The organism is Streptomyces geranii, assembly GCF_002954775.1.
Taxonomy (GTDB): Bacteria; Actinomycetota; Actinomycetes; order Streptomycetales; family Streptomycetaceae; genus Streptomyces; species Streptomyces geranii.
Window position 1 is genome coordinate 1 of sequence record NZ_PJME01000073.1, and the last position, 23,856, is coordinate 23,856.

Here is a 23,856-nt window from a genome sequence, read left to right on the forward strand (position 1 = left end):
CCGAAGCGGGTTCATCGTTCGACTTGCATGTGTTAAGCACGCCGCCAGCGTTCGTCCTGAGCCAGGATCAAACTCTCCGTGAATGATTACCCGTAATCGGGTGCACACCACGAGAGCGGAACAGTCAAGCGGAATAAGCCCGACCGTTCACAGCGTCCTCGCTGTGTTTACTGCATCAAAGGAACCTCGACCACCACACAATGCGGTGGACGGGGTATCAACATATCTGGCGTTGATTTTTGGCACGCTGTTGAGTTCTCAAGGAACGGACGCTTCCTTCGTACTCACCCAAGAGACTCTCTCAGGCTTTCCTCCGGGCAGTTTCCCTTCGGTCTTGCGTTTCCGACTCTATCAGACCGTTTCCGTATCCGATTTCCTCGGTGCTTTCCAGGTTTCCGCTTTCGCGTTTCCCTTTCCGGCGACTCCGACTTTATCAGAAGTTCTGAGTCGGAATTTCCGTCCCGCTCGGGCTGGTCCCTGGCTCGCAGTTGAGCCGGGTTCCCTCGCTGGCGGAGCCGTAAACGTACTGGAGCGGGGCTCCTCGATGCAAATCGAGGAGCCCCGCTCCAGGTTGACGCCCTCCGGGCCCGTCAGACCTCCACGACGACCGGAAGGATCATCGGGCGCCGGCGGTAGGTGTCGGACACCCATTTGCCCAGCGTGCGGCGGATGAGCTGCTGCATCTGGTGGGGCTCGACCACGCCGTCCTGCGCCGAGCGCTCCAGCACCTCGGCGATCCTCGGCACGACGTCGGTGAAGGCCGAGTCGTCGATGCCCGAGCCGCGCGCCTGGATGTGCGGGCCGCCCGTGATCTTGCCGGTGGACGAGTCCATCACCACGAAGACCGAGATGATGCCCTCGTCGCCGAGGATCCTGCGGTCCTTCAGGGTGGGTTCGCCGACATCGCCGACCGAGAGGCCGTCGACGTACACGTACCCGGCCTGGACCTTGCCCGAGATCTTCGCCTTGCCCTCGATGAGGTCGACGACCACGCCGTCCTCGGCGATGACGATCCGGTCGTGCGGGACGCCCGTCATGGCGCCCAGCTCGGCGTTGGCCCGTAGGTGGCGCCATTCGCCGTGTACCGGCATCAGGTTGCGCGGCTTGCAGATGTTGTAGAAGTACAGCAGCTCGCCGGCAGACGCATGGCCGGAGACGTGCACCTTGGCGTTGCCCTTGTGGACGACCTTCGCGCCCCAGCGGGTCAGGCCGTTGATCACCCGGTACACCGAGTTCTCGTTGCCGGGGATGAGTGACGAGGCCAGGATCACCGTGTCGCCCTGGACGATACGGATCTGGTGGTCCCTGTTGGCCATGCGGGACAGCGCGGCCATCGGCTCGCCCTGTGAGCCCGTGCAGACCAGGACGACCTCGTGGTCCGGGAGGTCGTCCAGCGTCTTGACGTCGACCACCAGGCCCGGGGGGACCTTCAGATAGCCGAGGTCCCGGGCGATGCCCATGTTGCGGACCATGGAGCGGCCGACGAAGGCGACCCTGCGGCCGTACTCGTGAGCCGCATCCAGGATCTGCTGGATGCGGTGGATGTGGCTGGCGAAGCTGGCCACGATGATCCGCTTGCTGGCGCTCCCGAAGACCTGGCGTAGCACGTTCGAGATGTCGCGCTCGGGGGCGACGAAGCCCGGGACCTCGGCGTTCGTCGAGTCCGAGAGAAGGAGGTCGATGCCCTCCTCGCTCAGGCGTGCGAACGCGTGCAGGTCCGTGAGGCGGCCGTCCAGCGGGAGCTGGTCCATCTTGAAGTCGCCCGTGTGGACGACCATTCCCGCAGGCGTGCGGATGGCCACGGCCAGCGCGTCCGGGATGGAGTGGTTGACCGCGACGAACTCGCAGTCGAAGGGGCCGATGCGCTCGCGGTTCCCCTCCGTCACCTCAAGGGTGTACGGGCGGATGCGGTGCTCCTGGAGCTTCGCCTCGATGAACGCGAGGGTCAGCTTGGAGCCGATCAGCGGGATGTCCGGCTTCTCCCGGAGGAGGTAGGGGACGGCGCCGATGTGGTCCTCGTGGCCGTGCGTGAGGACGATGCCCTCGATGTCGTCGAGGCGGTCCCGGATGGACGTGAAGTCCGGCAGGATCAGGTCGATGCCGGGCTGCTCCTCCTCGGGGAAGAGGACGCCGCAGTCGACGATGAGCAGGCGTCCGCCGTACTCGAAGACGGTCATGTTGCGGCCGATCTCACCGAGGCCGCCCAGGGGGGTGACCCGGAGGCCGCCCTTCGGGAGCTTCGGCGGGGCGCCGAGTTCAGGATGCGGATGACTCAAAAGACTCTCCTCACCACACGCGCCACGTACCGGTAAGGCACGTGGCGCGCATGACGTTCGTGCAAAAGCAGTTGTCGGATGTGGACTGCGGACACAGGTGTCCCGCGTATTCAGTTGTGAAGTCTGATGTCAGAGCTGTACCCCGCCGGCGGCAAGATCGATCTTGAGCTGGGCGATCTCGTCGGCCGACAGCTCGACCATCGGAGCGCGCAGGGGTCCGGCGGGCAGGCCCTGGAGGGTGAGCGCCGCCTTGGTGGTCATGACGCCCTGGGTGCGGAACATGCCGGTGAAGACCGGGAGCAGCTTCTGGTGGATCTCTATGGCCTTCTGGACGTCGCCGGAGGTGTACGCCTCGACCAGAGTGCGCAGCTCCGGTGTGACGACGTGGCCGACGACCGATACGAAGCCGACCGCGCCCACGGACAGGAGCGGCAGGTTCAGCATGTCGTCGCCGGAGTACCAGGCGAGGCCCGAGCGGGCGATGGCCCAGCTCGCTCGGCCGAGGTCGCCCTTGGCGTCCTTGTTGGCGACGATCCGGGGGTGCTCGGCGAGCCGGACGATCGTCTCGGTGCTGATCGGGACGCCGCTGCGGCCGGGGATGTCGTACAGCATCACCGGCAGCTCGGTGGCGTCGGCGATGGTCGTGAAGTGGCGGTACAGGCCCTCCTGCGGGGGCTTGTTGTAGTACGGCGTCACCGTCAGGAGGCCGTGTGCGCCGGTCTTCTCCGCCGCGCGGGCCAGGTCGACGCTGTGGTGGGTGTCGTTGGTGCCGACGCCCGCGATGATGTGGGCCCGCTCGCCGACCGCCTCCAGTACGGCCCGTACGAGATCCGATTTCTCCGCGTCGCTGGTGGTCGGCGACTCGCCGGTGGTGCCGTTGACGACCAGGCCGTCATTGCCTGCGTCCACCAGGTGGGTGGCGAGCCGCTGTGCGCCGTCGAGGTCGAGCGCGCCGTCCGCCGTGAACGGCGTGACCATGGCGGTGAGGACCCGCCCGAAGGGGGTCTGCGGAGTGGAGGTCGGAGCCATGGGTACCACGCTACTCGCTGCTCAGGGCGCGGTCTGCCCTAGGGGTGCGGGAAAAGTCAGGACAAATACGGAGCCCGGCACTGCCTGCTCGGGGGTTCAAGCAGTGCCGGGTCCGTTTGATCAGGCTAGATGAACCTCTCGAAATACCGCAATACGGACACTTCGCTCGGCTGATCCGCACATCTGTGCCCGGCGGTGGAACACGCGCGCGTGTCGGCCTTACGGCGCGACCCTGCCGTTCTTGTTGAAGGCCGCGTGGGTCAGCGGCATGAGCCTCGCCCACTCCGCCTCCATCTTCTCGCCGACCATCTCGATCTCCCGCTGCGGGAACGACGGCACCTTCGCCAGCTCGTGCTGGGTGCGCAGGCCGAGGAAGTGCATCAGGGAGCGCGCGTTGCAGGTGGCGTACATCGACGAGAACAGGCCGACCGGGAGGACCGCGCGGGCGACCTCGCGGGCGACTCCCTGCGCGAGCATCTCCTGGTAGTTGCGGTACGCCTGGCGGTACGCGTCCTCCATGGCGTGCTCGACGAGTTCGTGCTGCTCGGGGGTGCCCTCGACGAACACGTACTTGCCCGGGCGACCCTGCTGGACGAGCTTGCGCGAGGTGTCCGGCACGTAGAACACCGGCTGCAGCTCGCGGTAGCGGCCGGACTCCTCGTTGTATGACCAGCCCACCCGGTGCCGCATGAACTCGCGGAAGACGAAGATCGGGGCGCTGATGAAGAACGTCATGGAGTTGTGCTCGAACGGGCTGCCGTGCCGGTCGCGCATCAGGTAGTTGATCAGCCCCGTCGAACTCTCCGGGTCCTTCGTCAACTCGTCCAGGGACTGCTCCCCGACGGTCGACACACGGGCCGCGAACAGCACATCGGAGTCCGACGCGCTGGACTTGACCAGCTCGACGGTCACATCGCTACGCAGGTCGATCTTGAACTCGTCGTCGGGGGTGGGGGTCACGATTCGGCGGGTCCTTCCCATCTCGTCACTTGGCGTCGCCACTCTACGGCCCACCAAACGGGACGATCTTCATCGTCACCGAGTTAAGTCGGTGAAACCGGGCACCATTTGAGTCGTTCGCTCGTCTGTACAGACAGCAGCGATCAGTTCGAGACCCAGATCCGCAACCAGATCCGTAAAGGGAGAAGTACCCCATGTTCCGCCGGCGTGAGCCTGTTCCGTTCGCCTTCATCGCCGAAGCCGAGAAGTTCCGCAGCAATGTCGTTCCCCCACCCCGTGAGCGCTCGTCCGCCGGTGAGATAGCCGGGCGTTGGCTCCTGGGGCTCACCATCGTCGCCGGGCTCGTGGGCTCGCTGGTCCTCGGTATGCCCGCGCTGTCGGTCGATCAGTCGGCCGGGCACAGTCAGCAGTCCGAGGCGGCCGACAGCCGCTGAGGTCCCGCCGGACTGCGGCCGAATGGCGTGGTCCGGCCCTCCTCGGACCCCCGAGGCTGGTGACCGGGCGGTCGGCTCGATAACCTCACCGGGCACAGCCCGAGCATGGAATTGAGTGAGGACCAGCCGTGCCCCTGCCCTTCCTTACGGCCGACCGCACCTCCGACGAGGCCGCGGCCGGCGTCGCGCTGCCGTTCGACGACCGCGACCGCTGGCGGCGCCCGTACCGCCCCGGCCCGTGGCGGGTGGGCGTGGCGGCGCTTCTGCTGCTGCTCGCCTCGTACGTCCTGTTCGCGGCGGTCATCATCGCGGCCACCGGCGAGTTCTCCGGCGGCGCCGTGTGTCTCGGCATCGCGCTGGGCGTCATCGCCGTAGCCCTGCGGCTGCTGCGCGTCGGCGTGTGGGTGAGTGCCCATGGACTGCGCCGGGTGGGTTTCCTCGGTACGCGGACGACGCGCTGGGAGAAGGTCGTCGCCGTACGGACGGTGCAGCAGCCGGTGCGGTGGCTGGGGCTGCCCCGCACTGTGCAGGGGCAGGCACTGCTTCTCGTACGACGGGACCGGGCCGCAGACGATCTGGCGCCGCTGATCACCACGCACAACGCGGACTTTGTGGGCCGCATGGAGGCGTTCGACCGGGCGGCGGACAGTGTGGAGGCCTGGGCCGCGGAGTTCGGGCGGGGCTGAGTGCACATCGATGTGGCCCCGCGCCTCTTCGGGGCGCCAGCGCCCGGGTGTTCAGGCCTGCTGGGCCGGTGACCTGCCGTCGTGCAGGGCGATCGCGCGCTGCATGGCCTTGCGGGCGCGGGGGGTGTCGCGGGCGTCGTGGTAGGCGACGGCGAGGCGGAACCAGTTGCGCCAGTCGTTCGGGGCCGACTCCGTCTCGGCCTTGCGCCGGGCGAAGACCTCGTCGGCCGAGTCGCGGTCCACCCGGCCGCTCGGGGTGCGCCTCAACTCGTCGACGGGCAGGCCGCCTTCGGCCTCCAGTTCGGCGGCGAGACGGTTGGCGCTCCGGACGAACTGGGTGTTCTTCCAGAGGAACCACACACCGATGACCGGCAGGATCAGGACCGCCACGCCGAAGGTGACGGTCAGCAGCGTGCCGGTCTGTATGAGCATGATCCCGCGGCTGCCGACCAGGACGAAGTAGAAGACCAGGACGGCGGCCGTGAGGGCGTAGGAGAGCTTCGCGCGCATGATGTTCCTCAGTCCTCGGTCCTTGATTGCCCGCTCATCAGCCGAGGTCGAGGAAGTTTTCCAGGCCGAAGGTGAGGCCGGGGGTGTCCACGACGCGGCGTACGCCGAGCAGGATGCCCGGCATGAAGCTGCTGTGGTGGAGCGAGTCGTGGCGGACGGTCAGGGTCTCGCCCTCGCCGCCCAGCAGGACCTCCTGGTGGGCCAGGAGGCCGCGCAGGCGTACGGAGTGCACGACCACCCCGTCGACGTTCGCGCCCCGGGCGCCGTCCAGGGCCGTGACGGTGGCGTCCGGCGTCGGGGCGGAGCCCGCCTTGGCCCGGGCCTCGGCGATGAGCTGCGCGGTGCGCGCTGCCGTACCGCTGGGCGCGTCCACCTTGTTCGGGTGGTGCAGCTCGATGACCTCGACCGACTCGAAGTAGGGCGCGGCGATCTGCGCGAACTTCATCGTCAGTACGGCCCCGATGGAGAAGTTGGGCGCGATGAGCACGCCCGTCTCCGGGAACTGGGCCAGCCAGCCGGTGAGCTGCGCGAGGCGGTCATCGGTCCAGCCGGTGGTGCCGACGACCGCGTGGATGCCGTGGCGGACGCAGAAGTCGAGGTTGCCCATCACCGAGGCGGGGGTGGTCAGCTCGACCGCGACCTGGGCGCCGGTGTCGGCGAGGGTCTCCAGCTTGTCGCCCCGGCTGAGGGCGGCGACCAGTTCCATGTCCTCGGCGGCCTCGACCGCCCGTACCGCCTCGGCACCGATACGGCCGTTGGCGCCGAGGACCGCCACGCGCAGCTTGCTCATCTTCTTGCTTCCTTACCGGACGGATAGCGGGGGTGGAGCCGATACGGCCGTCAGGCGACGGCCTCGTGCAGACGTGCGGCCTGTTTGTCCTTGAGCGGGCCGATGACCGCCAGCGACGGGCGCTGTCCCAGGATCTCGCGGGCGACCTCACGGACGGCGTCCGGGGTCACCTCGGCGATCCGGGCCAGCATGTCGTCGACGGACATCTGGTCGCCCCAGCACAGTTCGCTCTTGCCGATACGGTTCATCAGCGCGCCCGTGTCCTCAAGCCCGAGGACCGTCGAGCCGCGCAGCTGGCCGATGGCGCGGCCGATCTCCTCGTCGGAGAGGCCGTGCTCGGCGACGTGGTCGAGTTCGTCGCGGCAGATCTTCAGCACGTCGTGGACCTGCGAGGGCCGGCAGCCCGCGTACACGCCGAAGAGGCCGCAGTCGGCGAAGCCGGACGTGTACGAGTACACGCTGTAGGCAAGGCCGCGCTTCTCCCTGACCTCCTGGAAGAGGCGGGACGACATTCCGCCGCCCAGGGCCGTGTTGAGGACGCCGAGGGCCCAGCGGCGCTCGTCCGTGCGGGCCAGGCCGGGCATGCCGAGGACGACATGGGCCTGCTCGGTCTTGCGGGCGAGGAGTTCGACCTGGCCGCTCGTCCGGAGGGTGCGGCGGCCGTCGCGCGGGGCGATCGGGACGGCGTCCAGGTGCTTGAGGGCGCCCGCCTTCTCGAAGGCCGCGCGGACCTGGCGTACGACCTTGTTGTGGTCGATGTTGCCGGCCGCCGCGACGACCAGGTGGGTCGGGTCGTAGTGCTTCTTGTAGAAGCGGCGGATGCGGTCCGCGGTGAGGGCGTTGACCGTGTCGACCGTGCCGAGGACCGGGCGGCCGAGGGGGGTGTCGCCGAGCATGGTGTGCGCGAACAGGTCGTGCACGCAGTCGCCCGGGTCGTCCTCCGTCATCGCGATCTCTTCGAGGATGGCGCCGCGCTCGACGTTGACGTCCTCTTCGAGGATCAGGGAGCCCGTGAGCATGTCGCAGACGACGTCGATGGCCAGCGGGAGGTCGGTGTCGAGCACGCGCGCGTAGTAGCACGTGTACTCCTTCGCCGTGAACGCGTTCATCTCGCCGCCGACCGCGTCGATCGCCGAGGAGATGTCCAGCGCCGACCTGCGCGTGGTGCCCTTGAAGAGCAGGTGCTCCAGGTAGTGCGTGGCGCCGTTCAGGGCCGGCGTCTCGTCCCGGGAGCCCACGTGTGCCCAGATGCCGAAGGTCGCGGAACGGACCGAGGGCAGCGTCTCGGTGACGATGCGCAGGCCGCCCGGGAGGGTGGTCTTGCGGACCGTGCCGATGCCGTTGGTGCCCTTGATCAGGGTTTGGGTACGGGCGACGGCCCGCGCCTCCGAGGAGGTGCGGGCCGTCGCCGTGGAGCTGCTCGACGTCACTGGTCGGTGTCGTCCTTCTTGTCGTCGCCGTCTTCACCCTCGATGACGGGGATGAGGGACAGCTTGCCGCGGGAGTCGATCTCGGCGATCTCGACCTGGACCTTGGCGCCGACGGCCACCACGTCCTCGACGTTCTCCACGCGCTTGCCGCCGGCGAGCTTGCGGATCTGCGAGATGTGCAGCAGACCGTCCTTGCCCGGGAGCAGCGACACGAACGCACCGAAGGTGGTGGTCTTCACGACCGTACCCAGGTAGCGCTCGCCGACCTCCGGCATGGTCGGGTTGGCGATCGAGTTGATCGTCGCGCGGGCCGCCTCGGCCTGCGAGCCGACCTGGGCACCGATGTAGATGGTGCCGTCGTCCTCGATCGTGATCTCGGCGCCGGTGTCCTCCTGGATCTGGTTGATCATCTTGCCCTTCGGGCCGATGACCTCACCGATCTTGTCCACGGGGATCTTGACGGTGATGATCCGCGGGGCGTTCGGGGACATCTCGTCCGGCGTGTCGATCGCTTCCATCATCACGTCGAGGATGTGGAGGCGGGCGTCACGGGCCTGCTTGAGGGCGGCGGCCAGGACGGAGGCCGGGATGCCGTCCAGCTTGGTGTCCAGCTGGAGGGCGGTCACGAACTCCTTGGTGCCGGCGACCTTGAAGTCCATGTCGCCGAAGGCGTCCTCCGCACCGAGGATGTCGGTGAGGGCGACGTAGTGCGTCTCGCCCTTGATCTCCTGGGAGATCAGGCCCATGGCGATACCGGCGACGGGGGCCTTGAGCGGCACACCGGCGTTCAGCAGCGACATGGTGGAGGCGCAGACCGAGCCCATGGACGTCGAGCCGTTGGAGCCGAGGGCCTCGGACACCTGACGGATCGCGTAGGGGAACTCCTCGCGCGTGGGCAGCACCGGCACGATCGCGCGCTCGGCGAGCGCGCCGTGGCCGATCTCGCGGCGCTTCGGGGAGCCGACGCGGCCGGTCTCGCCGACGGAGTACGGCGGGAAGTTGTAGTTGTGCATGTAGCGCTTGCGCGTCACCGGCGACAGGGTGTCGAGCTGCTGCTCCATACGGAGCATGTTGAGGGTGGTGACGCCCAGGATCTGGGTCTCGCCACGCTCGAACAGCGCCGAGCCGTGCACGCGCGGGATGGCCTCGACCTCGGCGGCGAGCGTACGGATGTCCGTGACGCCGCGGCCGTCGATGCGGACCTTGTCCTTGATGACGCGCTCACGGACCAGGGACTTGGTCAGCGAGCGGTAGGCCGCGCTGATCTCCTTCTCGCGGCCCTCGAACTGCGGGAGCAGCTTCTCGGCGGCGAGACCCTTGACGCGGTCCAGCTCGGCCTCGCGGTCCTGCTTGCCCGCGATGGTGAGCGCCTGGGACAGCTCGTCCTTGACGGCGGCGGTGAGCGCCTCCAGGACGTCGTCCTGGTAGTCCAGGAAGACCGGGAACTCGCCGGTGGGCTTGGCGGCCTTGGCGGCGAGGTCGGCCTGGGCCTTGACGAGCACCTTGATGAAGGGCTTCGCGGCGTCCAGACCGGCGGCGACGACCTCCTCGGTCGGCGCCTCGGCGCCGCCCGCGATGAGGGTGATGGTCTTGTCGGTGGCCTCGGCCTCGACCATCATGATCGCGACGTCGCCGTCCTCCAGGACGCGACCGGCGACGACCATGTCGAAGACGGCGCTCTCCAGCTCGGTGTGCGTCGGGAACGCGACCCACTGGCCATTGATCAGCGCGACGCGGACGCCGCCGATCGGGCCGGAGAAGGGCAGACCGGCCAGCTGCGTGGACGCGGAGGCGGCGTTGATCGCCACGACGTCGTACAGGTGGTCGGGGTTGAGCGCCATGATCGTGGCGACGACCTGGATCTCGTTGCGCAGGCCCTTCTTGAAGGACGGGCGCAGCGGGCGGTCGATCAGGCGGCAGGTGAGGATCGCGTCCTCGGAGGGCCGGCCCTCACGACGGAAGAAGGAACCGGGGATCTTCCCGGCCGCGTACTGGCGCTCCTCGACGTCCACCGTGAGGGGGAAGAAGTCGAGCTGGTCCTTGGGGTTCTTGGAGGCGGTGGTGGCCGACAGCACCATGGTGTCGTCGTCCAGATACGCCACGGCGGAACCGGCGGCCTGCCTGGCCAGCCGTCCCGTCTCGAAGCGGATGGTGCGGGTGCCGAAGGATCCGTTGTCGATAACGGCCTCGGCGTAGTGGGTCTCGTTCTCCACTAGCGTTTTCTCCGATACTTTTCGTCTTTTGTCCCGTCCTGCCCGTGTGGCAGAGGGACGTGGGGTCGGAGAAGCGCGCCTTCTGAGTGCGGGCCGGTCTTCGATCGAAGCACCCGGGGATCTCATCTCCCGGGGGCCACTACCGAGGACCGGCGGCGGCGAGGTGCACTTCTCCTTATGCGGACTTGTGTCCGGTCGTACGAGGTTCGTACGGGTTTTGTGTCATGCGTATTGCGTTGTGCTACCACACTACAAAGAGGCAGTGACACTCCGCACGTTTCCGCACGTACGGCAAAGGGAGCGGTCCCCTAGAAGTGGGAACCGCTCCCTCTCACAGCGTCTTACTTGGCGCCCGCCGCACCGCGGCGGATGCCGAGGCGGTCGACCAGCGCACGGAAGCGCTGGATGTCCTTCTTGGCCAGGTACTGGAGAAGGCGGCGACGCTGACCGACGAGGATCAGCAGACCACGACGGGAGTGGTGGTCGTGCTTGTGCGTCTTGAGGTGCTCGGTCAGGTCCGAGATACGGCGCGAGAGCATCGCGACCTGGACCTCGGGGGAGCCGGTGTCGCCCTCCTTGGTACCGAACTCGGTGATGAGCTGCTTCTTCACTGCGGCGTCGAGCGACACGCGTACTCCTCGTAGTCTTTGCATTGGCCACCGAGTGCCCCTGGTCCACTTCTCAGGGGAGCTTCCGTAACTCGGGAGGCGGGGATCCGCTGCGCGCGGCCTCCGGAATGGGTCACTCCAGGGGTGCGTACACAAACGGCCGTCGCCCAGGATACCAGCAGGCAGCGGCCGTCTTCACCGCGGTGGGCAAACAGTCCGGTCGGCGCGGGCTCGGCCACTAGGGTGAGAACGTAGATCGTAGATCGTAGTTACGTACTGCGGCACCAGCAGTGGTCGTATGACTCACGTCGGGAAGGGGGCGCTTCGCCATGGCGGAGGCACAGGGGGCACAGGACACCACGGCCGCGCGGGACGAGGACGTCAAGGCGCGCAAGGAGCGGGAGCGGGACGAGCTGTACTCCCTCGACATCTCGGGCGTCGAGTGGCACAGCGCCCCCGGTACCGAGGAGCACGAGGAGCGGGTCGAGATCGCGTATCTCCCCGAGGGCGCGGTGGCCATGCGGTCGTCCCTGGACCACGACACCGTCCTCCGTTACACGGAGGCGGAGTGGACGGCGTTCGTGCTGGGTGCGCGCGACGGGGAGTTCGATCTGGAGCCGACGGAGCAGAACGGCGGGCTCGCGGCGGCCGAGGCGGCGGCTTCGGATTCGAGTGCGGGTACGGGTGTGGGTGCCGGTGCCGGTACAGACTCCGGCGGGGATGTGGAGTAGGTGGAGTAGCTCGGCGCCCGGAAGGAGGGGGCGGGATCGGTGCCATGCGCCGGCCCCGCCCCCTTTTTCGTGCGCTTTTCCGCGCAGGGCGTTGTCAGAGGGGCCGCCTACTATGCATGTGGGGTTGTGGAGCGTGTGGGGCGGATTTCGTTCCGGTCGTGTCAACTCGCTTGCCGGACAAGGCGGTTCGCGTACGGACGGGATCGGTTGCGGTCAGGCTGTGACGTAATGGACGGTCACTGAGGGGTGGCCGGGCCTGCCGGGGCGGGGGTCGCGGTGATTAGGCTGGGCCGGAGTACCGGGGGAAGAGCCGGGCAGATCGGACGACCTCCACCGCCCGATGCCGGAGAAGGTGGACAAAACCCACTGAGGAACCGGCTTCGGACGACATGAATACAGACGAGAAATGGTCGCCCCAGCACGGCAAGAGGGTGCTCGACCACACCAGGAGGAACTGTGAACAGCGATCGGGACGGGATCCGCGGGGGCTGGGCCACACCCGGCGATGACCAGTCCGACGCGGAGTCCGCCAGCGAGATGACGGGCGAGTTCACCATCGATTACGCGACGCCTGCCTGGTATACGCAGAACGCGTCGGGGGCGTCAGGGGGATCGGGAGCATCCGGGAGCGAGACGGATTCGGCAGCGGACGCGGAGGCAGATGCAGGTGCGGATGCGGATGCGGATGCGGATGCGGACGCGGACGCCGATGAGTCGGGTTCGGAGCCGGATGCGCAGGAAGTGCCAGAGTCGGAGTCGGAGTCGGAGTCGGGCGATGACGCGGGTGTGGGTGCGGGGGCGGTTGTAGACGCCGGTGCCGGTGCGGTTTCCGGTGCTGCGGCTGTGCCCGGGTTGCAGATGGGCGGTCCCGTCGGTCCTGCGGCTCTGCCCGGTCTTCCCGTGGGCGGGTTCCAGGCCCAGTGGACGCCTGCGATGCCGGCCGATCCGCCGGCCGTCGTGGCGGAGGACGGTGACCTGGAGAGCGGTTCGACGATGCGGATCGCCCCGGTTGCCGTGCGGCCGGACGTCGAGGAGCAGGCGGACGTGACCGGCGGCGGTGAGTCCGGTGAGTCTGGTGACGACTCCGTCGATTCGGCCGTCGAGGGCGCGGGGAGTGCCCCGGAGGCTCCGGAGACTGAGGTTGTCGCGGACGCTACGGACGCTGCGGGTGCCGAGGGTACGGATGTCGGCGACGTCGCCGATGAGGTGAGCGGTGCCGGGGCGCAGGTGCAGGACGCGGAGACCGACGTCCAGGATGCCGAGGTCGCCGACGTGCGGTCCGAGAGCCCTGAGGCGGCGGACTCGGCTGCCCCCGAGCCGGTGGGCGCCGAGGTGGCCGACGCCGAGCCCGAGGCAGAGTCGACGGAGCCGGAGGACGCCCCGTCGGCGCCGAACGCGGTCGACGACGTACATGACTCCGCACCGGCCGCACCGGTACGGGACTCGGTGCCCAGCGCACCGCTGAACCTACCCCCGCTGCCTGCGGGCGCCCCCGGAACAGTGCCGCCCGCCTGGGCTCCCGTGTCAACGGGCCAGGGCGGACTGCCGCCGCTGCCTCCGTCGTACCAGCCGGCTGCACCCGCGACGGCGGGACAGTGGCCCGGGCAGCCGCAGCAGCCCCAGCAGCAGGTAGCAGCGCCGGAGCAGCCGCAGGCCGCGTCGGCCGCGCCTGCACCGACGCCGTTCCAGTCGCAGGCACCGGCGCCCGCCGCTCCGCATGCGGGTTACGGCTTCCCGCCGCCCAACCCGGCCACGGTGGTCCCGAACCTCCCGGCCCCGGACGCGCCGCCCGCCGGGCAGGCAACTCCGCCCGCTCCCACAGGCTCCAACGCCCAGGGCGGCTACGGCTTCCCGCCTCCGGGTGGGCAGCCGCTGACACCGAACGCCCAGGGGGACTACGCCTTCCCGCAACCGGGCGCACCTGCACCGACCCCGGCGGGTCCCGACACGCAGGGCGGCTACGGCTTCCCGCAGTCGGGCGTGCCCGGCGCAACTCCGCCAGGCCCCAACGCCCAAGCCGGGTACGGCTTCCCACCGCCCGGCACCCAGCCTCCGGCTCCGGCGCAGGCTCCGGCTGTCCCCAACGCTCAGGGGGGCTACGCGAGCACGCCTTCTCCGGCTCCGGCCGGTTCCAACGTCCACGAGGGTTACGGCTTTCCGCCGCCCGGCGCCCAGCCTTTGGCTCCGGCTGCTGCCAACCCCCAGGGCGGACCTGACTTCCCGACGCCGGGTACGCCCGCACCGGCCCCCGCAGGTACCGACATCCACGGCGGATACGGCTTCCCGCCACCCGGCGCACAACCTCCGACCCCGGCTGCCCCCAACGCCCAAGGCGGACCTGACTTCCCCGCGCCGGGTACGCCCGCACCGGCCGCCGCAGGTTCCAACGCCCACGGCGGATACGGCTTCCCGCCACCCGGAACCCAACCTCCGACCCCGGCTGCCCCCAACCCCCAGGGCGGACCTGGCTTCCCGCCACCCGGCAGCCAGCCCCCGGCCCCGGCCGCCCCCAGCGCTCAGGCTGACTCCGGGCTCCCCCAACCCACGCCAACTCCTGCGGGCCCCACGCCCCAGGGCGGCTACGGCTTCCCGCCTCCGGGCACCCAGCCCCCGGCCCCGGGCACCCCCAACCCCCAGGGCAACCCCGGCCTCCCCGCGCCGGGTACGCCCGCACCGGCCCCCGCAGGCCCCGACGCCCAAGGCGGATACGGCTTCCCGCCGCCCGGGACCCAGCCCCTGGCTGCCCCCAACCCCCAGAGCGGCTCCCGGGTCCCTCAGCCCACGCCGACCCCGGCGGGCCCCACGCCCCAGGGCGGCTACGGCTTCCCGCACCCCGGAACCCAGCCCCCAGCCCCGACCGCTCCCACCCCCCAAGGCGACCACAGCCTCCCCCACCCGGGCACGCCCGCCCCGAACCCCGCCCCCTCGCCGACCCCGGCAGGCCCCAATCCCCAAGACGAGTACGGCTTCCCGCCCCCCAAGGCCCAAGCGCCGGCCCCGAGCACCCCCGCCCCGGCCCAGGACGCGGCACCCTCCGGCTACGGCTTCCCGCCCCCGGCGGCACCGTCTGCCGTCCCGGCGCCCACGGGGCCCAACCCGCAGGGCGGCTACGGCTTCCCCCCGCCGGGTTCGCCCTCCTCGGCGCCTGCCCCCGCGGGCCCCGATGCGCAGGCCGGGTACGGCTTCCCGCCCCCGGGCGCCCAGCCGCCGGCCCCTGCTGCACCCGACCCCCAGGGCGACTCCGCTCCCCCCAAGCAGGACGCACCGGCCCCGGCCGCCCCCAACCCCCAAGACGGGTACGGCTTCCCGCCCCCGAGCACCCAGCCCCCGGCACCCGGTACCCCGGGTAACACCGCTCCCCCGGCCCCTGTCCCCGGGCACCCCCAGGACGGTTACGCGTTCCCGCCCGCCGCCGGAGCCCCCGCGCCCCAGCCCCCGGCCCCGCAACCCGGCTACGGCTTCCCGCACGCCGGTCACCCCGGTCACCCCGTCCAGCCCCCTGCGCCCACCGGGCCCACCGGCGCACCCGGTGGCTACGGCTTCCCCTTCCCGCAGGCGTCCTCCGGGCAAGCGCCGCCGCAGCCGCATGTGCCGCAGCAGGCCGACGGGGCCCAGCCGCAGGCCGGGCCCCAGGCGCCCCCGTATGTGGCCGGGCAGGCGCCGGGGGCCGTTCCCGCGTCTCCTCCTCCGCCTCCGCTCGGGAATCCCGGGCCCGACGGCATGCCCGGCGCCGTGCCGCAGCAGCAGCCCGTCGATCCGCGTACCGGGGCCGCCTGGCCGCAGCCCATACAGCACGATCAGCGGCAGATGACCAACCCCGGTGCCGCGCCGCTCGGTTACACCGCCGCCGTCGAGCTGTCCTCCGACCGGCTGCTCAACAACAAGAAGCAGAAGGCGAAGAGCGGGCGGCCCACCGCCTCGTCCTCCCGGTTCAAGATCGGGGGGAAGAAGGAAGAGGCCGAGCGGCAGCGGAAGTTGGAGCTGATCCGGACTCCCGTGCTGTCCTGCTATCGCATCGCCGTCATCAGCCTCAAGGGCGGTGTCGGCAAGACGACCACGACCACCGCCCTCGGCTCCACCCTCGCCACCGAACGGCAGGACAAGATCCTCGCCATCGACGCCAACCCGGACGCCGGTACCCTCGGCCGACGTGTGCGGCGCGAGACCGGAGCCACCATCCGGGACCTCGTCCAGGCGATCCCGTACCTCAACTCGTACATGGACATCCGGCGGTTCACCTCCCAGGCGCCGTCCGGGCTGGAGATCATCGCCAACGACGTCGACCCGGCCGTGTCCACCGCCTTCAACGACGAGGACTACCGGCGCGCGATCGACGTACTGGGCAGGCAGTACCCGATCATTCTCACCGACTCCGGTACCGGTCTGCTCTACAGCGCCATGCGGGGCGTACTCGACCTCGCCGATCAGCTGATCATCATCTCGACGCCGTCCGTGGACGGTGCCAGCAGCGCCAGTACGACGCTGGACTGGCTGTCGGCGCACGGGTACGCGGACCTCGTCTCGCGGTCCCTCACCGTCATCTCGGGTGTGCGCGAGACCGGCAAGATGATCAAGGTGGAGGACATCGTCTCCCACTTCGAGACGCGCTGCCGGGGCGTCATCACCGTGCCCTTCGACGAGCACCTCGCCGCCGGTGCCGAGGTCGACCTCGACATGATGCGGCCCAAGGTCCGGGAGGCGTACTTCAACCTCGCCGCCCTGATCGCCGAGGACTTCGTACGGCACCAGCAGATGCACGGGCTCTGGACCTCGGACGGCAACCCGCCCCCGGTCGCGGCCCCGCCGATGCCGGGACATCAGCAGCAGTACCAGCAGTACCAGCAACCGCAGGCTCATCAGGTTCCGGGGCAGCCCGCGCCGGGGCAGCCGTATCCGGCCCCGCCCGCTCCCGCCCCCGGGCACGGGCAGCAGTACCCACCGCCGCCCCAGCCCGGTCAGCCGTACCAGCAGCCACAACCCCAGCAGCCGTACGGCTATCCGCCTCAGCCGGGGCAGCCCCAGCAGCAGCCCGGTTACCCGCAGCCTCCGCAGCAGTAGCCGTAGCGGCGAGGCGAGGCGAGGCGAGAAAGCGAACGGCGGCCGGTGTCCCCCAGGACACCGGCCGCCGTTTCTTGCGTACCGCGCTACTACTCCGCCGCCGCGATCAGCTCACGGCACTTCTTCACGTCCTCGGCGATCTGCACCAGCAGCGCGTCCAGCGAGTCGAACCTGGCCTGGCCCCGCACGAACGCCAGGAAGTCGACGGCGACATGCAGGCCGTACAGATCGAGGCCGACGCGGTCGATGGCGTACGCCTCCACCGTCCGTTCCGTGCCGTCGAACTGCGGGTTCGTGCCGACGGAGATCGCGGCCGGCATCACCTCGCCGTCCGCGTGCAGCCAGCCCGCGTAGACACCGTCGGCCGGGATCGCGGTGTGGGGCAGCGTCTCGACGTTGGCGGTGGGGAAGCCCATTTCGCGGCCCCGCTGCGCGCCCCGGACGACGACGCCCTCGACACGGTGCGGGCGGCCGAGAATCTCTCGCGCGCCCCCGACGTCGCCCTCGCCGACCAGCCGACGCGTCAGCGTGGACGAGAACGGCTCGCCGCCGCCCGCCTCCCCCGACACATACAGGTCGACGACCTCGACCTCGAAGTCGTACGTCCGGCCGAGTTCGGTCAGGAACTGGACATTGCCGGCCGCCTTGTGACCGAAACGGAAGTTCGGGCCCTCGACGACCGCACGCGCGTGCAGTTTGTCGACCAGGACCTTGACCACGAAGTCGGCCGGGGAGAGCTTCGAGAACTCCTTGGTGAAGGGGAGGATCAGGACCGCGTCGACGCCCAGCTCGGCCATCAGTTCGGCGCGGCGGTGGTGCGGGGCCAGCAGCGGCGGGTGGCTGCCGGGGCGCACGACCTCGCTGGGGTGCGGGTCGAACGTGACGACGACCGAGGGAACGCCCAGCTCACGGGCGCGCTCCACGGCATGCCTGATGATCAGCTGGTGTCCGCGGTGGACCCCGTCGTAGGAACCGATGGTGACGACGCCGCGTCCCCAGTCCTCGGGGATGTCCTCCAAGCCACGCCAGCGCTGCACTGTGACCGCTCCTCGTCGAACCCGTGTCCGTGTCTGCCTCTTACGCAGGCCTTCTCGTACAGGCCTCCCAACGCAGGTCTAAGGGTGCCATGCCGGAAGCGCCCGGCTCGCATCGGCATGGAGGCTGTGACGGGGCGCACGTGACAAGGCCGGGTCGACGACCGTCGGCCGCCGGCCGTGAGCGCGCGCTACGCGGGGACCCGGACCCCCGCCAGGCTCTCGATCATGCGGCGTGTGCTGGGGCCGACCACGACGGCCCACTCCCCGGGAGTGTCGGCCAGCCAGCCCGCCGCCCGCACCGCGAACCCGGGCACCCGCCTGCTCACCTCGACCAGACAGCAGTCGAACCGCGTCGCACCCTCCGGTGTGCGCACGAGCATCAGTCCGCAGCGGTGCACGAGGCCCCGAGTGCGCTCCGCACCGTGCCGGGCCGCGGCCTCCGCGGTGGCGCGGAGCAGCGCGTCCAGCACGGTGGGGTCGTGCTCCCGGGACAGCAGGGCTTCGAGGAGTTCGTGACGGAGGGGACGGGAGACCGGGGTCCCGGGCGCCGCCAGCACGGTCGCGAGCGCGGCGCGCACCGGCGCAGGGCCCTCGTCGAGGAGGCCTGTGACCAGCGGAAGGAGTACGGGCCTGACGGTCGGTCCGTGGTCGAGGCGCCGGTCGACGTACGCGGCCAGCTGCCCGGCGGTCTCCGGGCGTCGCTCCATCACCTCCCGTACGAGGACGGCGACCCGGCGGGCGAGCGCCGGGGTCGTGACGTCGGCGAGGGTGCGCAGCGCGTCGTCCGGCTCCGGCCCGAGGAGCCGGGCCCGGAACGCGTCCAGGACCGGTTCCGGGTGGGTCGTGAGGGCGGGGACCAGGGCGCTCGGCGGGAGGTGCGGGTCGGCGGCCGTGAAGTGCCGTAGCGCCTGCGGGAGATGACGGTCGCGGGTGCGCGGATCACCGACGAGGAGCGCGAGCGCGCCGCCGTGCAGCGTGCAGTCGCCGGGACGGGCGAGCAGGGTGAGGGCCGCGTAGCGCAGGAGGTCGCGGTCGGCCTCGGTGCGCGCATGAGGTGCGACACGCGTGCCGTACGCCACCGCCGCGACCCGCCGGGCCGGCCGCTCGTCGTGCGCCCACCGGTCCACGGCCCGGCAGAGCGCGGACGGCTCCTCCTCGGCGAGCACGGCGAGGAGTTCGTCCGCACGCCGGTGCGCACTGTCAACGAGCGCCTCGGTCAGGTCGTCCAGGGCCCGGTGCCGGTGCGTGTGCAGCAGCGCCTGCGCGGCGGTCGCCACGGTCGCGTCCGGCGTCGCGGGCAGCGGGCGGTCGTCGTCGAACCAGTGGGCGAGGAGGGGTTGTACGGCGGTGGGGTCAGCGGCGAGCAGCTGGGCGACGGCGTCCAGATAGCGCGGCTGATCGGAACGCGGCTGGTCAGAGCGGGCCGGAGGAGCGTCGACCACGACGAGTCGGCGGAGGAGGTCGACGCGGGTGGCCTCGGGGAGGCGGAGGGCCGTCCAGAAGGCCGGGCCCAGCTCCGGGGGGACCGGCTGGTCGCGTCGGTGGCGGGACACGATGCGGTCGGCGAGGAGGCGTAGGACGTGGGTGTACGGGGTCGCGTCGGGGACTTGGCGGAGTACGTCGGTGAGGAGGTGGGTCGCCCACCAGGTGGCGGAGGCGGACGCGGTGACACCGTCGGTTGCGGTCACAGTGGCTGACGGCGACGGTTGAGGTTGCGGGGCGATCGCCCGCGCCAAGTCCCGCAGGCGGTGCGCCAGTTCGGGGGCGCCCTGCTGGCGGGCCAGGAGGAGCAGGGACTGCACGACCGGGCCGATGCGGTGGTGCGGTACGGGGACGAGGGCGCCGTTCCTGTCGTCGTCCGGGCGGCGGCGGTGGACCAGGGCGTGCAGCGCCTCGTCCAGGTCCAGGTGCGTGCCCTGGATCCAGTCGGCGAGTTCCTCGTGGGCGAAGCGGTAGCCCGTACCGGCGGGCACGAGGAGGCCCTCGGTGAGGACGGCCGACGCCCAGCCCGTGCCGCCGCCCAGGCGGGCCGGTGCGGGGCCCCAGGGGAACACGGACTCGAACGACGCGCGGTCCAGCTCGCCCTGGCCCGGGCCCAGGCTGCGGCGGGCCGCCTCGTGGACCTGGCCGGAGACCTTGGCCGCGAGGCGGCGTACGGGGGTGCCTCGCAGGCCGTTCTCGGCGGCGAGGCGGACTGCGATGCGGAGGCACATGAGGTCCAGGTAGGCGGTGAAGACGTCGTGGCGGTCCAGCTGGGGGGTTTCGGGGGCGTCAGGGAGGGTGGAGACGGAGGGGAGCGCTGCGCGGATCTCGGCGAGGAGGCGGAGGGTGAGGGGGTGGCGGGCGTCCTGGGGGGTGAGGGTGGTTGGGGGGATGGCGTAGCGGGCCTGGGCTTGGTGGGCTTCGGCTTCGGTGAGGTCGCTTACGTGGAGGTGGGGGTGGGGTGACCGTAGGTTTTTTTCGCCCCCGCCGCCCCTACCCGTTCCCATCCCTTCTGGGGGCTGCGCCCCCAGACCCCCCTTGTCGCGCTCAACGCGCTCGTCCTCAAACGCCGGACCGGCTGGAGGTGTTGTCCCCGTCTGTTCCCAGTACTCCGGCCTGCAAGCCACCACCAGGCGGGCCTGCGCCCCCCGCAGCCACCTCTCCGTCGCCCGCGTCCACTCCTTCGCCCGGTGGGCCAGCAGCGGGGGCATCTCCTCGGGGCTGTCCAGGAGGAGCAGGAGGGGGCGGTCGGTCCTGTGGGCCAGGGCTGCCAGGCGTTCCGGGGTGATGTCGCCCAGGTCGGCGCCGTACGTGCCCGACGCGGCGACGATGCGGGCCGCCCGCTCCAGTGCGCGGCGGGCCGCGTCCGCCACCGACGTGTCCTCGTCGCGCAGGTCGGCGCCGCGCAGCCACAGGGTGGGCGCCGGTTCCGGGTCGCGGTGGCGGCGGGCCGCCAGGGCCGCCAGTTCCGTCGTACGGCCGGTGCCGGGGGCGCCGACCAGGCCGAGGACGGCGGACGGGCTGTCGCGTACGGTGGTGAACTCCTTCAGCTGCCTTGCCAGTTCCGTCCGTTCCACCGGCTCTACCGTGCCCGCCTCCAAGCCCTCCAGGCCCTCCAGGCCGCCCGAGGCGCGGCCCACGAAGCCCGACAGGGCGCCCGGCGGGCCGTCCGAGCCCACCGAGGTGGCCGTCAGTTCGAGGACGCCCGCGAGGTTGAGGTCGGCGCCGTACGCGGGGACCGTCGCCGCGTTGCGGGCGAGGAGGTCGGCGAGGGGGGCGTCCGTGTCCCGCCCGGTACGCAGGCTCAGCGCGAAGCCGGGTGCGCGGTGGCCGGGCGGTTCCGGTGACGTGTCCGTGGGCCGGGGCAGGAGCGCCGTGCCCAGTACGCCCAGCACCGCTCCCGTCGTACGGTCGAGGACCGGTCCCCCGGCCGCGCCGCCGCCGAGGCGCAGCGCGTCGCTGCCCGCCGTGCCGATCGCCAGTTCCAGGGCGTCGGGGAGGAGGTGGAAGCGGTCCGTGGCCGTGTAGGTCACGTCGGTCGTGCCGAGTACGCGTGCCTCGCGCCAGCCGCCCGCCGCGATCCGGACGTAGGTGCCGGTCGCCACCCGGTCGCGTACCGAGACGGGGAGCGGGTCCACGCCCAGGCCCTCCGTGCGGACGAGAGCCAGGCCCAGGGTCGGGAGCGGGGTCACCGCGTCCGCCGCCGACACCACGCACGTACGGTTCGCGGGGCCGTGCAGGACGAGTCGGGCCAGGCCGTCGACCGCCTCGTGGCTGGTGATCAGGGTGCCGTGGTGGTCGGCCACGAAGCCCGTGCCGCGTGGGCGTCCGGCCAGGTCGCACACCCGCACGAGCGACGCGTCGGCGGCCTCTACCGCTGTCTCGGCCGCTGTCCCGTCCTCCCGCGTCCCGGGCGCGTCGGCCGACGGCCGACGGCCGCCCCCGGCGCGCGGGCCCCGTCCCGCCATCGTCGTCCTCCCCGCCGTTCACGCGTGCCTGCGTACGCACGCGTCTGCTTTCGACGGTAGGCATCCGGTGATCAGCACGACAGAGCGTGCGGCGAACGCGCCCCCTTCCGCCCCCTCGGTTCACTCCGAGCGCCTGCCCGGACGGGTGAATGAACCGCGAGGGATGGATACACCCTTGGGTGGGGGAACCGAGGGGGAACCGTGGAGCGGCGGGAACGTGTCCCCGTGATCGCCGCTCCACGGCGCGGACCGTCAGACGAAGACCGCGAGGCTCTTCGCCTTGCCCTTCTCCTCCTCCACCAGGGCGAGGAACCGCCCGGCGGGGTCGAAGACGGCCACCGCGCCGGCGCCCGTGTACTCCTCGGGCATCTCCAGCCGTACGCCGTTCGTGAGCAGCTTCGCCCGCCTCTCGTCGACGTTCCAGCGCGGGAAGGCGGCGGTGGCGGCCTCGGCGACCGGCATGACCGTCAGCTCCTGCTGCAACTGGTCGAGCGTCCGGGCCGCGTCCAGCTTGTACGGGCCTACGCGCGTCCGGCGCAGCGCGGTGAGGTGGCCGCCGACGCCGAGGTCGGCGCCCAGGTCCCGGGCGAGCGCGCGGATGTACGTACCGGAGGAGCACACCACCGACACGACCAGGTCGAGTACGGGGGTGCCGTCGGCGGCGACGGCGTCGCGGACGTCGTACACCGCGAAGGAGGAGACGGTGACCGGGCGGGCCGGGATCTCGAACTCCTCGCCCTCACGGGCCCGTTTGTAGGAGCGCACGCCGTTGATCTTGATGGCGCTGACCTTGGACGGCACCTGCATGATGCGGCCGGTCAGCTTGGCGACGCCGGCGTCGATGGCCTCGCGGGTGATCCCGGAGGCGTCGGCGGCGGAGGTGAGGTCCCCCTCGGCGTCGTCGGTGAGCGTGTTCTGGCCGAGGCGGACGGTGCCCAGATACTCCTTCTCGGTCAGCGCGAGGTGGCCGAGGAGCTTGGTCGCGCGCTCGACCCCGAGGACGAGCACGCCCGTGGCCATGGGGTCGAGGGTGCCGGCGTGTCCGACACGGCGGGTCCTGGCGATCCCGCGCATCTTGGCGACCACGTCGTGCGAGGTGAAGCCCGACGGCTTGTCGACGATGACAAGCCCGTCGGGCGTCCTGGTGTTCTGCTGCGTCATTCGGCGGTGTCGTCCTCGTCGTCGTCCGGCTTCTTGTACGGGTCCGCGTCACCGGCGAACGCGGCGCCCGCGGACGCCTGGCGCACCTGTGCGTCGGAGGCGCGGGCCTTGTCGAGGAGGTCCTCGATCTTCTTGGAGGTGTCGGGGAGCGCGTCCGCGACGAAGGTCAGGGACGGCGTGAACTTCACGCCCGCGGCCTGGCCCACGGCGGAGCGCAGGACGCCCTTGGCGCTCTCCAGTCCGGCGGCGGCTGCCGCCCGCTCCTCCTCGCCCCCGTACACCGTGTAGAAGACGGTCGCCTCCCGGAGGTCCCCGGTGACCCGGGTGTCCGTGATGGTGACGTGGGTGCCGAGGCGCGGGTCCTTGATCCCGCGCTGGAGCTTCTGGGCCACCACCTCTCGGATGAGGTCAGCCAACCTCTTCGCCCGCGCGTTGTCGGCCACTGGTCCGTCTCCCGTTCTTTCTGTTCCACGTTCTGCGTTCTTGCAGGTCGTTCGATTGTTGAGCTAGTCGTCGTCGCCGTGCAGGCGTCGTCGTACGGACAGCAGCTCCACCTCGGGGTGACCGGCGACGAGTCGTTCGCACCGGTCCAGTACGTCGGTGATGTGGCCGGTGTCCCCGGCCACCACCGCCAGGCCGATGCCTGCTCTGCGGTGCAGGTCCAGGTGTTCGACCTCGGCCGCGCTGACCGCGAACTTGCGCTGGAGTTCGGCGACGATCGGGCGGACGACGGAGCGCTTCTCCTTCAGCGAGCGTACGTCGCCGAGCAGGAGGTCGAAGGACAGAGTCCCCACGTACATGTGTGTATCCGGATGACCCGCCGGTGCGGGATCGACGGCCCCGCCGACGGTGTGGACGGGGACATCAAGAACGGTACAGCGTACGGGCCGGTGGCTCGACGGGATTGTTCTCGCCCCCGCCGCCCCTGCCCGTTCCCGTCCCAAGGGGCTGGAAACGCCAGCCGGCGGGGACAGGTCCCCGCC

At 70.8% G+C, this 23,856-nt stretch carries 17 protein-coding genes, 1 rRNA gene and 1 pseudogene; 5 read left to right on the top strand and 14 right to left on the bottom strand.

Annotation, left to right across the window (positions count from 1 at the left end):
- The 4 genes from CW359_RS42050 to thyX form a co-directional block, all read right to left on the bottom strand.
- A 16S ribosomal RNA gene (locus CW359_RS42050) occupies positions 1-83 on the bottom strand; the annotation flags it as partial.
- 507 nt (positions 84-590) lie between these two features.
- Positions 591-2,276 (bottom strand): ribonuclease J, encoded by a 1,686-nt coding sequence (locus CW359_RS42060; protein ID WP_105975538.1) that lies wholly within the window; start codon positions 2,274-2,276, stop codon positions 591-593.
- A 129-nt stretch (positions 2,277-2,405) separates the two neighbouring features.
- A complete protein-coding gene (gene dapA / locus CW359_RS42065; protein WP_105975539.1) occupies positions 2,406-3,305 on the bottom strand; it encodes a 4-hydroxy-tetrahydrodipicolinate synthase in 900 nt (299 codons plus the stop codon).
- Between the two features lie 219 nt (positions 3,306-3,524).
- Complete coding sequence (gene thyX / locus CW359_RS42070) at positions 3,525-4,265, bottom strand: FAD-dependent thymidylate synthase (protein WP_105975540.1); 741 nt, start codon at positions 4,263-4,265, stop codon at positions 3,525-3,527.
- A 194-nt stretch (positions 4,266-4,459) separates the two neighbouring features.
- On the opposite strand from thyX, the gene CW359_RS42075 reads away from it, so the two are divergent.
- Positions 4,460-4,699 (top strand): hypothetical protein, encoded by a 240-nt coding sequence (locus CW359_RS42075; protein ID WP_105975541.1) that lies wholly within the window; start codon positions 4,460-4,462, stop codon positions 4,697-4,699.
- 128 nt (positions 4,700-4,827) lie between these two features.
- Entirely contained in the window at positions 4,828-5,385 is a 558-nt protein-coding gene (locus tag CW359_RS42080) for a PH domain-containing protein (protein WP_105975542.1), read from the top strand.
- Positions 5,386-5,436: 51 nt separating this feature from the next.
- Here CW359_RS42080 and CW359_RS42085 read toward each other — a convergent pair whose 3' ends face one another.
- From CW359_RS42085 to rpsO, 5 genes are all read right to left on the bottom strand, one after another.
- Positions 5,437-5,895, bottom strand: a complete 459-nt coding sequence (locus CW359_RS42085; protein WP_105975543.1) for a tetratricopeptide repeat protein — start codon at positions 5,893-5,895, stop codon at positions 5,437-5,439.
- A gap of 37 nt (positions 5,896-5,932) precedes the next feature.
- Entirely contained in the window at positions 5,933-6,685 is a 753-nt protein-coding gene (gene dapB, locus CW359_RS42090; RefSeq protein ID WP_105975544.1) for a 4-hydroxy-tetrahydrodipicolinate reductase, read from the bottom strand.
- 50 nt (positions 6,686-6,735) lie between these two features.
- Positions 6,736-8,115 carry a M16 family metallopeptidase gene (locus CW359_RS42095; RefSeq protein WP_105975545.1) on the bottom strand — a complete coding sequence of 460 codons (1,380 nt, stop codon included), beginning with the start codon at positions 8,113-8,115 and terminating at the stop codon, positions 6,736-6,738.
- Entirely contained in the window at positions 8,112-10,328 is a 2,217-nt protein-coding gene (locus tag CW359_RS42100; RefSeq protein ID WP_105975546.1) for a polyribonucleotide nucleotidyltransferase, read from the bottom strand. The genes CW359_RS42095 and CW359_RS42100 overlap by 4 nt, the downstream gene beginning before the upstream one ends.
- Positions 10,329-10,669: 341 nt before the next feature.
- On the bottom strand, positions 10,670-10,957 hold the full coding sequence (rpsO, locus tag CW359_RS42105; protein WP_006381404.1) for a 30S ribosomal protein S15: 288 nt from the start codon (positions 10,955-10,957) through the stop codon (positions 10,670-10,672).
- 308 nt (positions 10,958-11,265) lie between these two features.
- Between rpsO and CW359_RS42110 the strand changes: the two genes are divergently transcribed.
- From CW359_RS42110 to CW359_RS42120, 3 genes and pseudogenes are all read left to right on the top strand, one after another.
- Positions 11,266-11,667 carry a DUF397 domain-containing protein gene (locus CW359_RS42110; protein ID WP_232838837.1) on the top strand — a complete coding sequence of 134 codons (402 nt, stop codon included), beginning with the start codon at positions 11,266-11,268 and terminating at the stop codon, positions 11,665-11,667.
- Positions 11,668-12,123: 456 nt separating this feature from the next.
- A pseudogene (locus tag CW359_RS47745) lies at positions 12,124-12,288 on the top strand (SCO5717 family growth-regulating ATPase); the annotation flags it as partial.
- 312 nt (positions 12,289-12,600) lie between these two features.
- Entirely contained in the window at positions 12,601-16,725 is a 4,125-nt protein-coding gene (locus tag CW359_RS42120; RefSeq protein ID WP_408647584.1) for a nucleotide-binding protein, read from the top strand.
- A gap of 89 nt (positions 16,726-16,814) precedes the next feature.
- Here CW359_RS42120 and CW359_RS42125 read toward each other — a convergent pair whose 3' ends face one another.
- From CW359_RS42125 to CW359_RS42145, 5 genes are all read right to left on the bottom strand, one after another.
- Positions 16,815-17,762, bottom strand: coding sequence for a bifunctional riboflavin kinase/FAD synthetase (locus CW359_RS42125; protein WP_105975548.1), 948 nt, complete (start codon positions 17,760-17,762; stop codon positions 16,815-16,817).
- Positions 17,763-17,950: 188 nt separating this feature from the next.
- Positions 17,951-21,712, bottom strand: a complete 3,762-nt coding sequence (locus CW359_RS42130) for a trypsin-like peptidase domain-containing protein (protein WP_105975549.1) — start codon at positions 21,710-21,712, stop codon at positions 17,951-17,953.
- Between the two features lie 252 nt (positions 21,713-21,964).
- On the bottom strand, positions 21,965-22,873 hold the full coding sequence (truB, locus tag CW359_RS42135; protein WP_105975550.1) for a tRNA pseudouridine(55) synthase TruB: 909 nt from the start codon (positions 22,871-22,873) through the stop codon (positions 21,965-21,967).
- A complete protein-coding gene (gene rbfA / locus CW359_RS42140; RefSeq protein WP_105975551.1) occupies positions 22,870-23,316 on the bottom strand; it encodes a 30S ribosome-binding factor RbfA in 447 nt (148 codons plus the stop codon). The genes truB and rbfA overlap by 4 nt, the downstream gene beginning before the upstream one ends.
- A 63-nt stretch (positions 23,317-23,379) precedes the next feature.
- Positions 23,380-23,673 carry a DUF503 domain-containing protein gene (locus CW359_RS42145; protein ID WP_105975552.1) on the bottom strand — a complete coding sequence of 98 codons (294 nt, stop codon included), beginning with the start codon at positions 23,671-23,673 and terminating at the stop codon, positions 23,380-23,382.
- Positions 23,674-23,856: the final 183 nt, after the last annotated feature.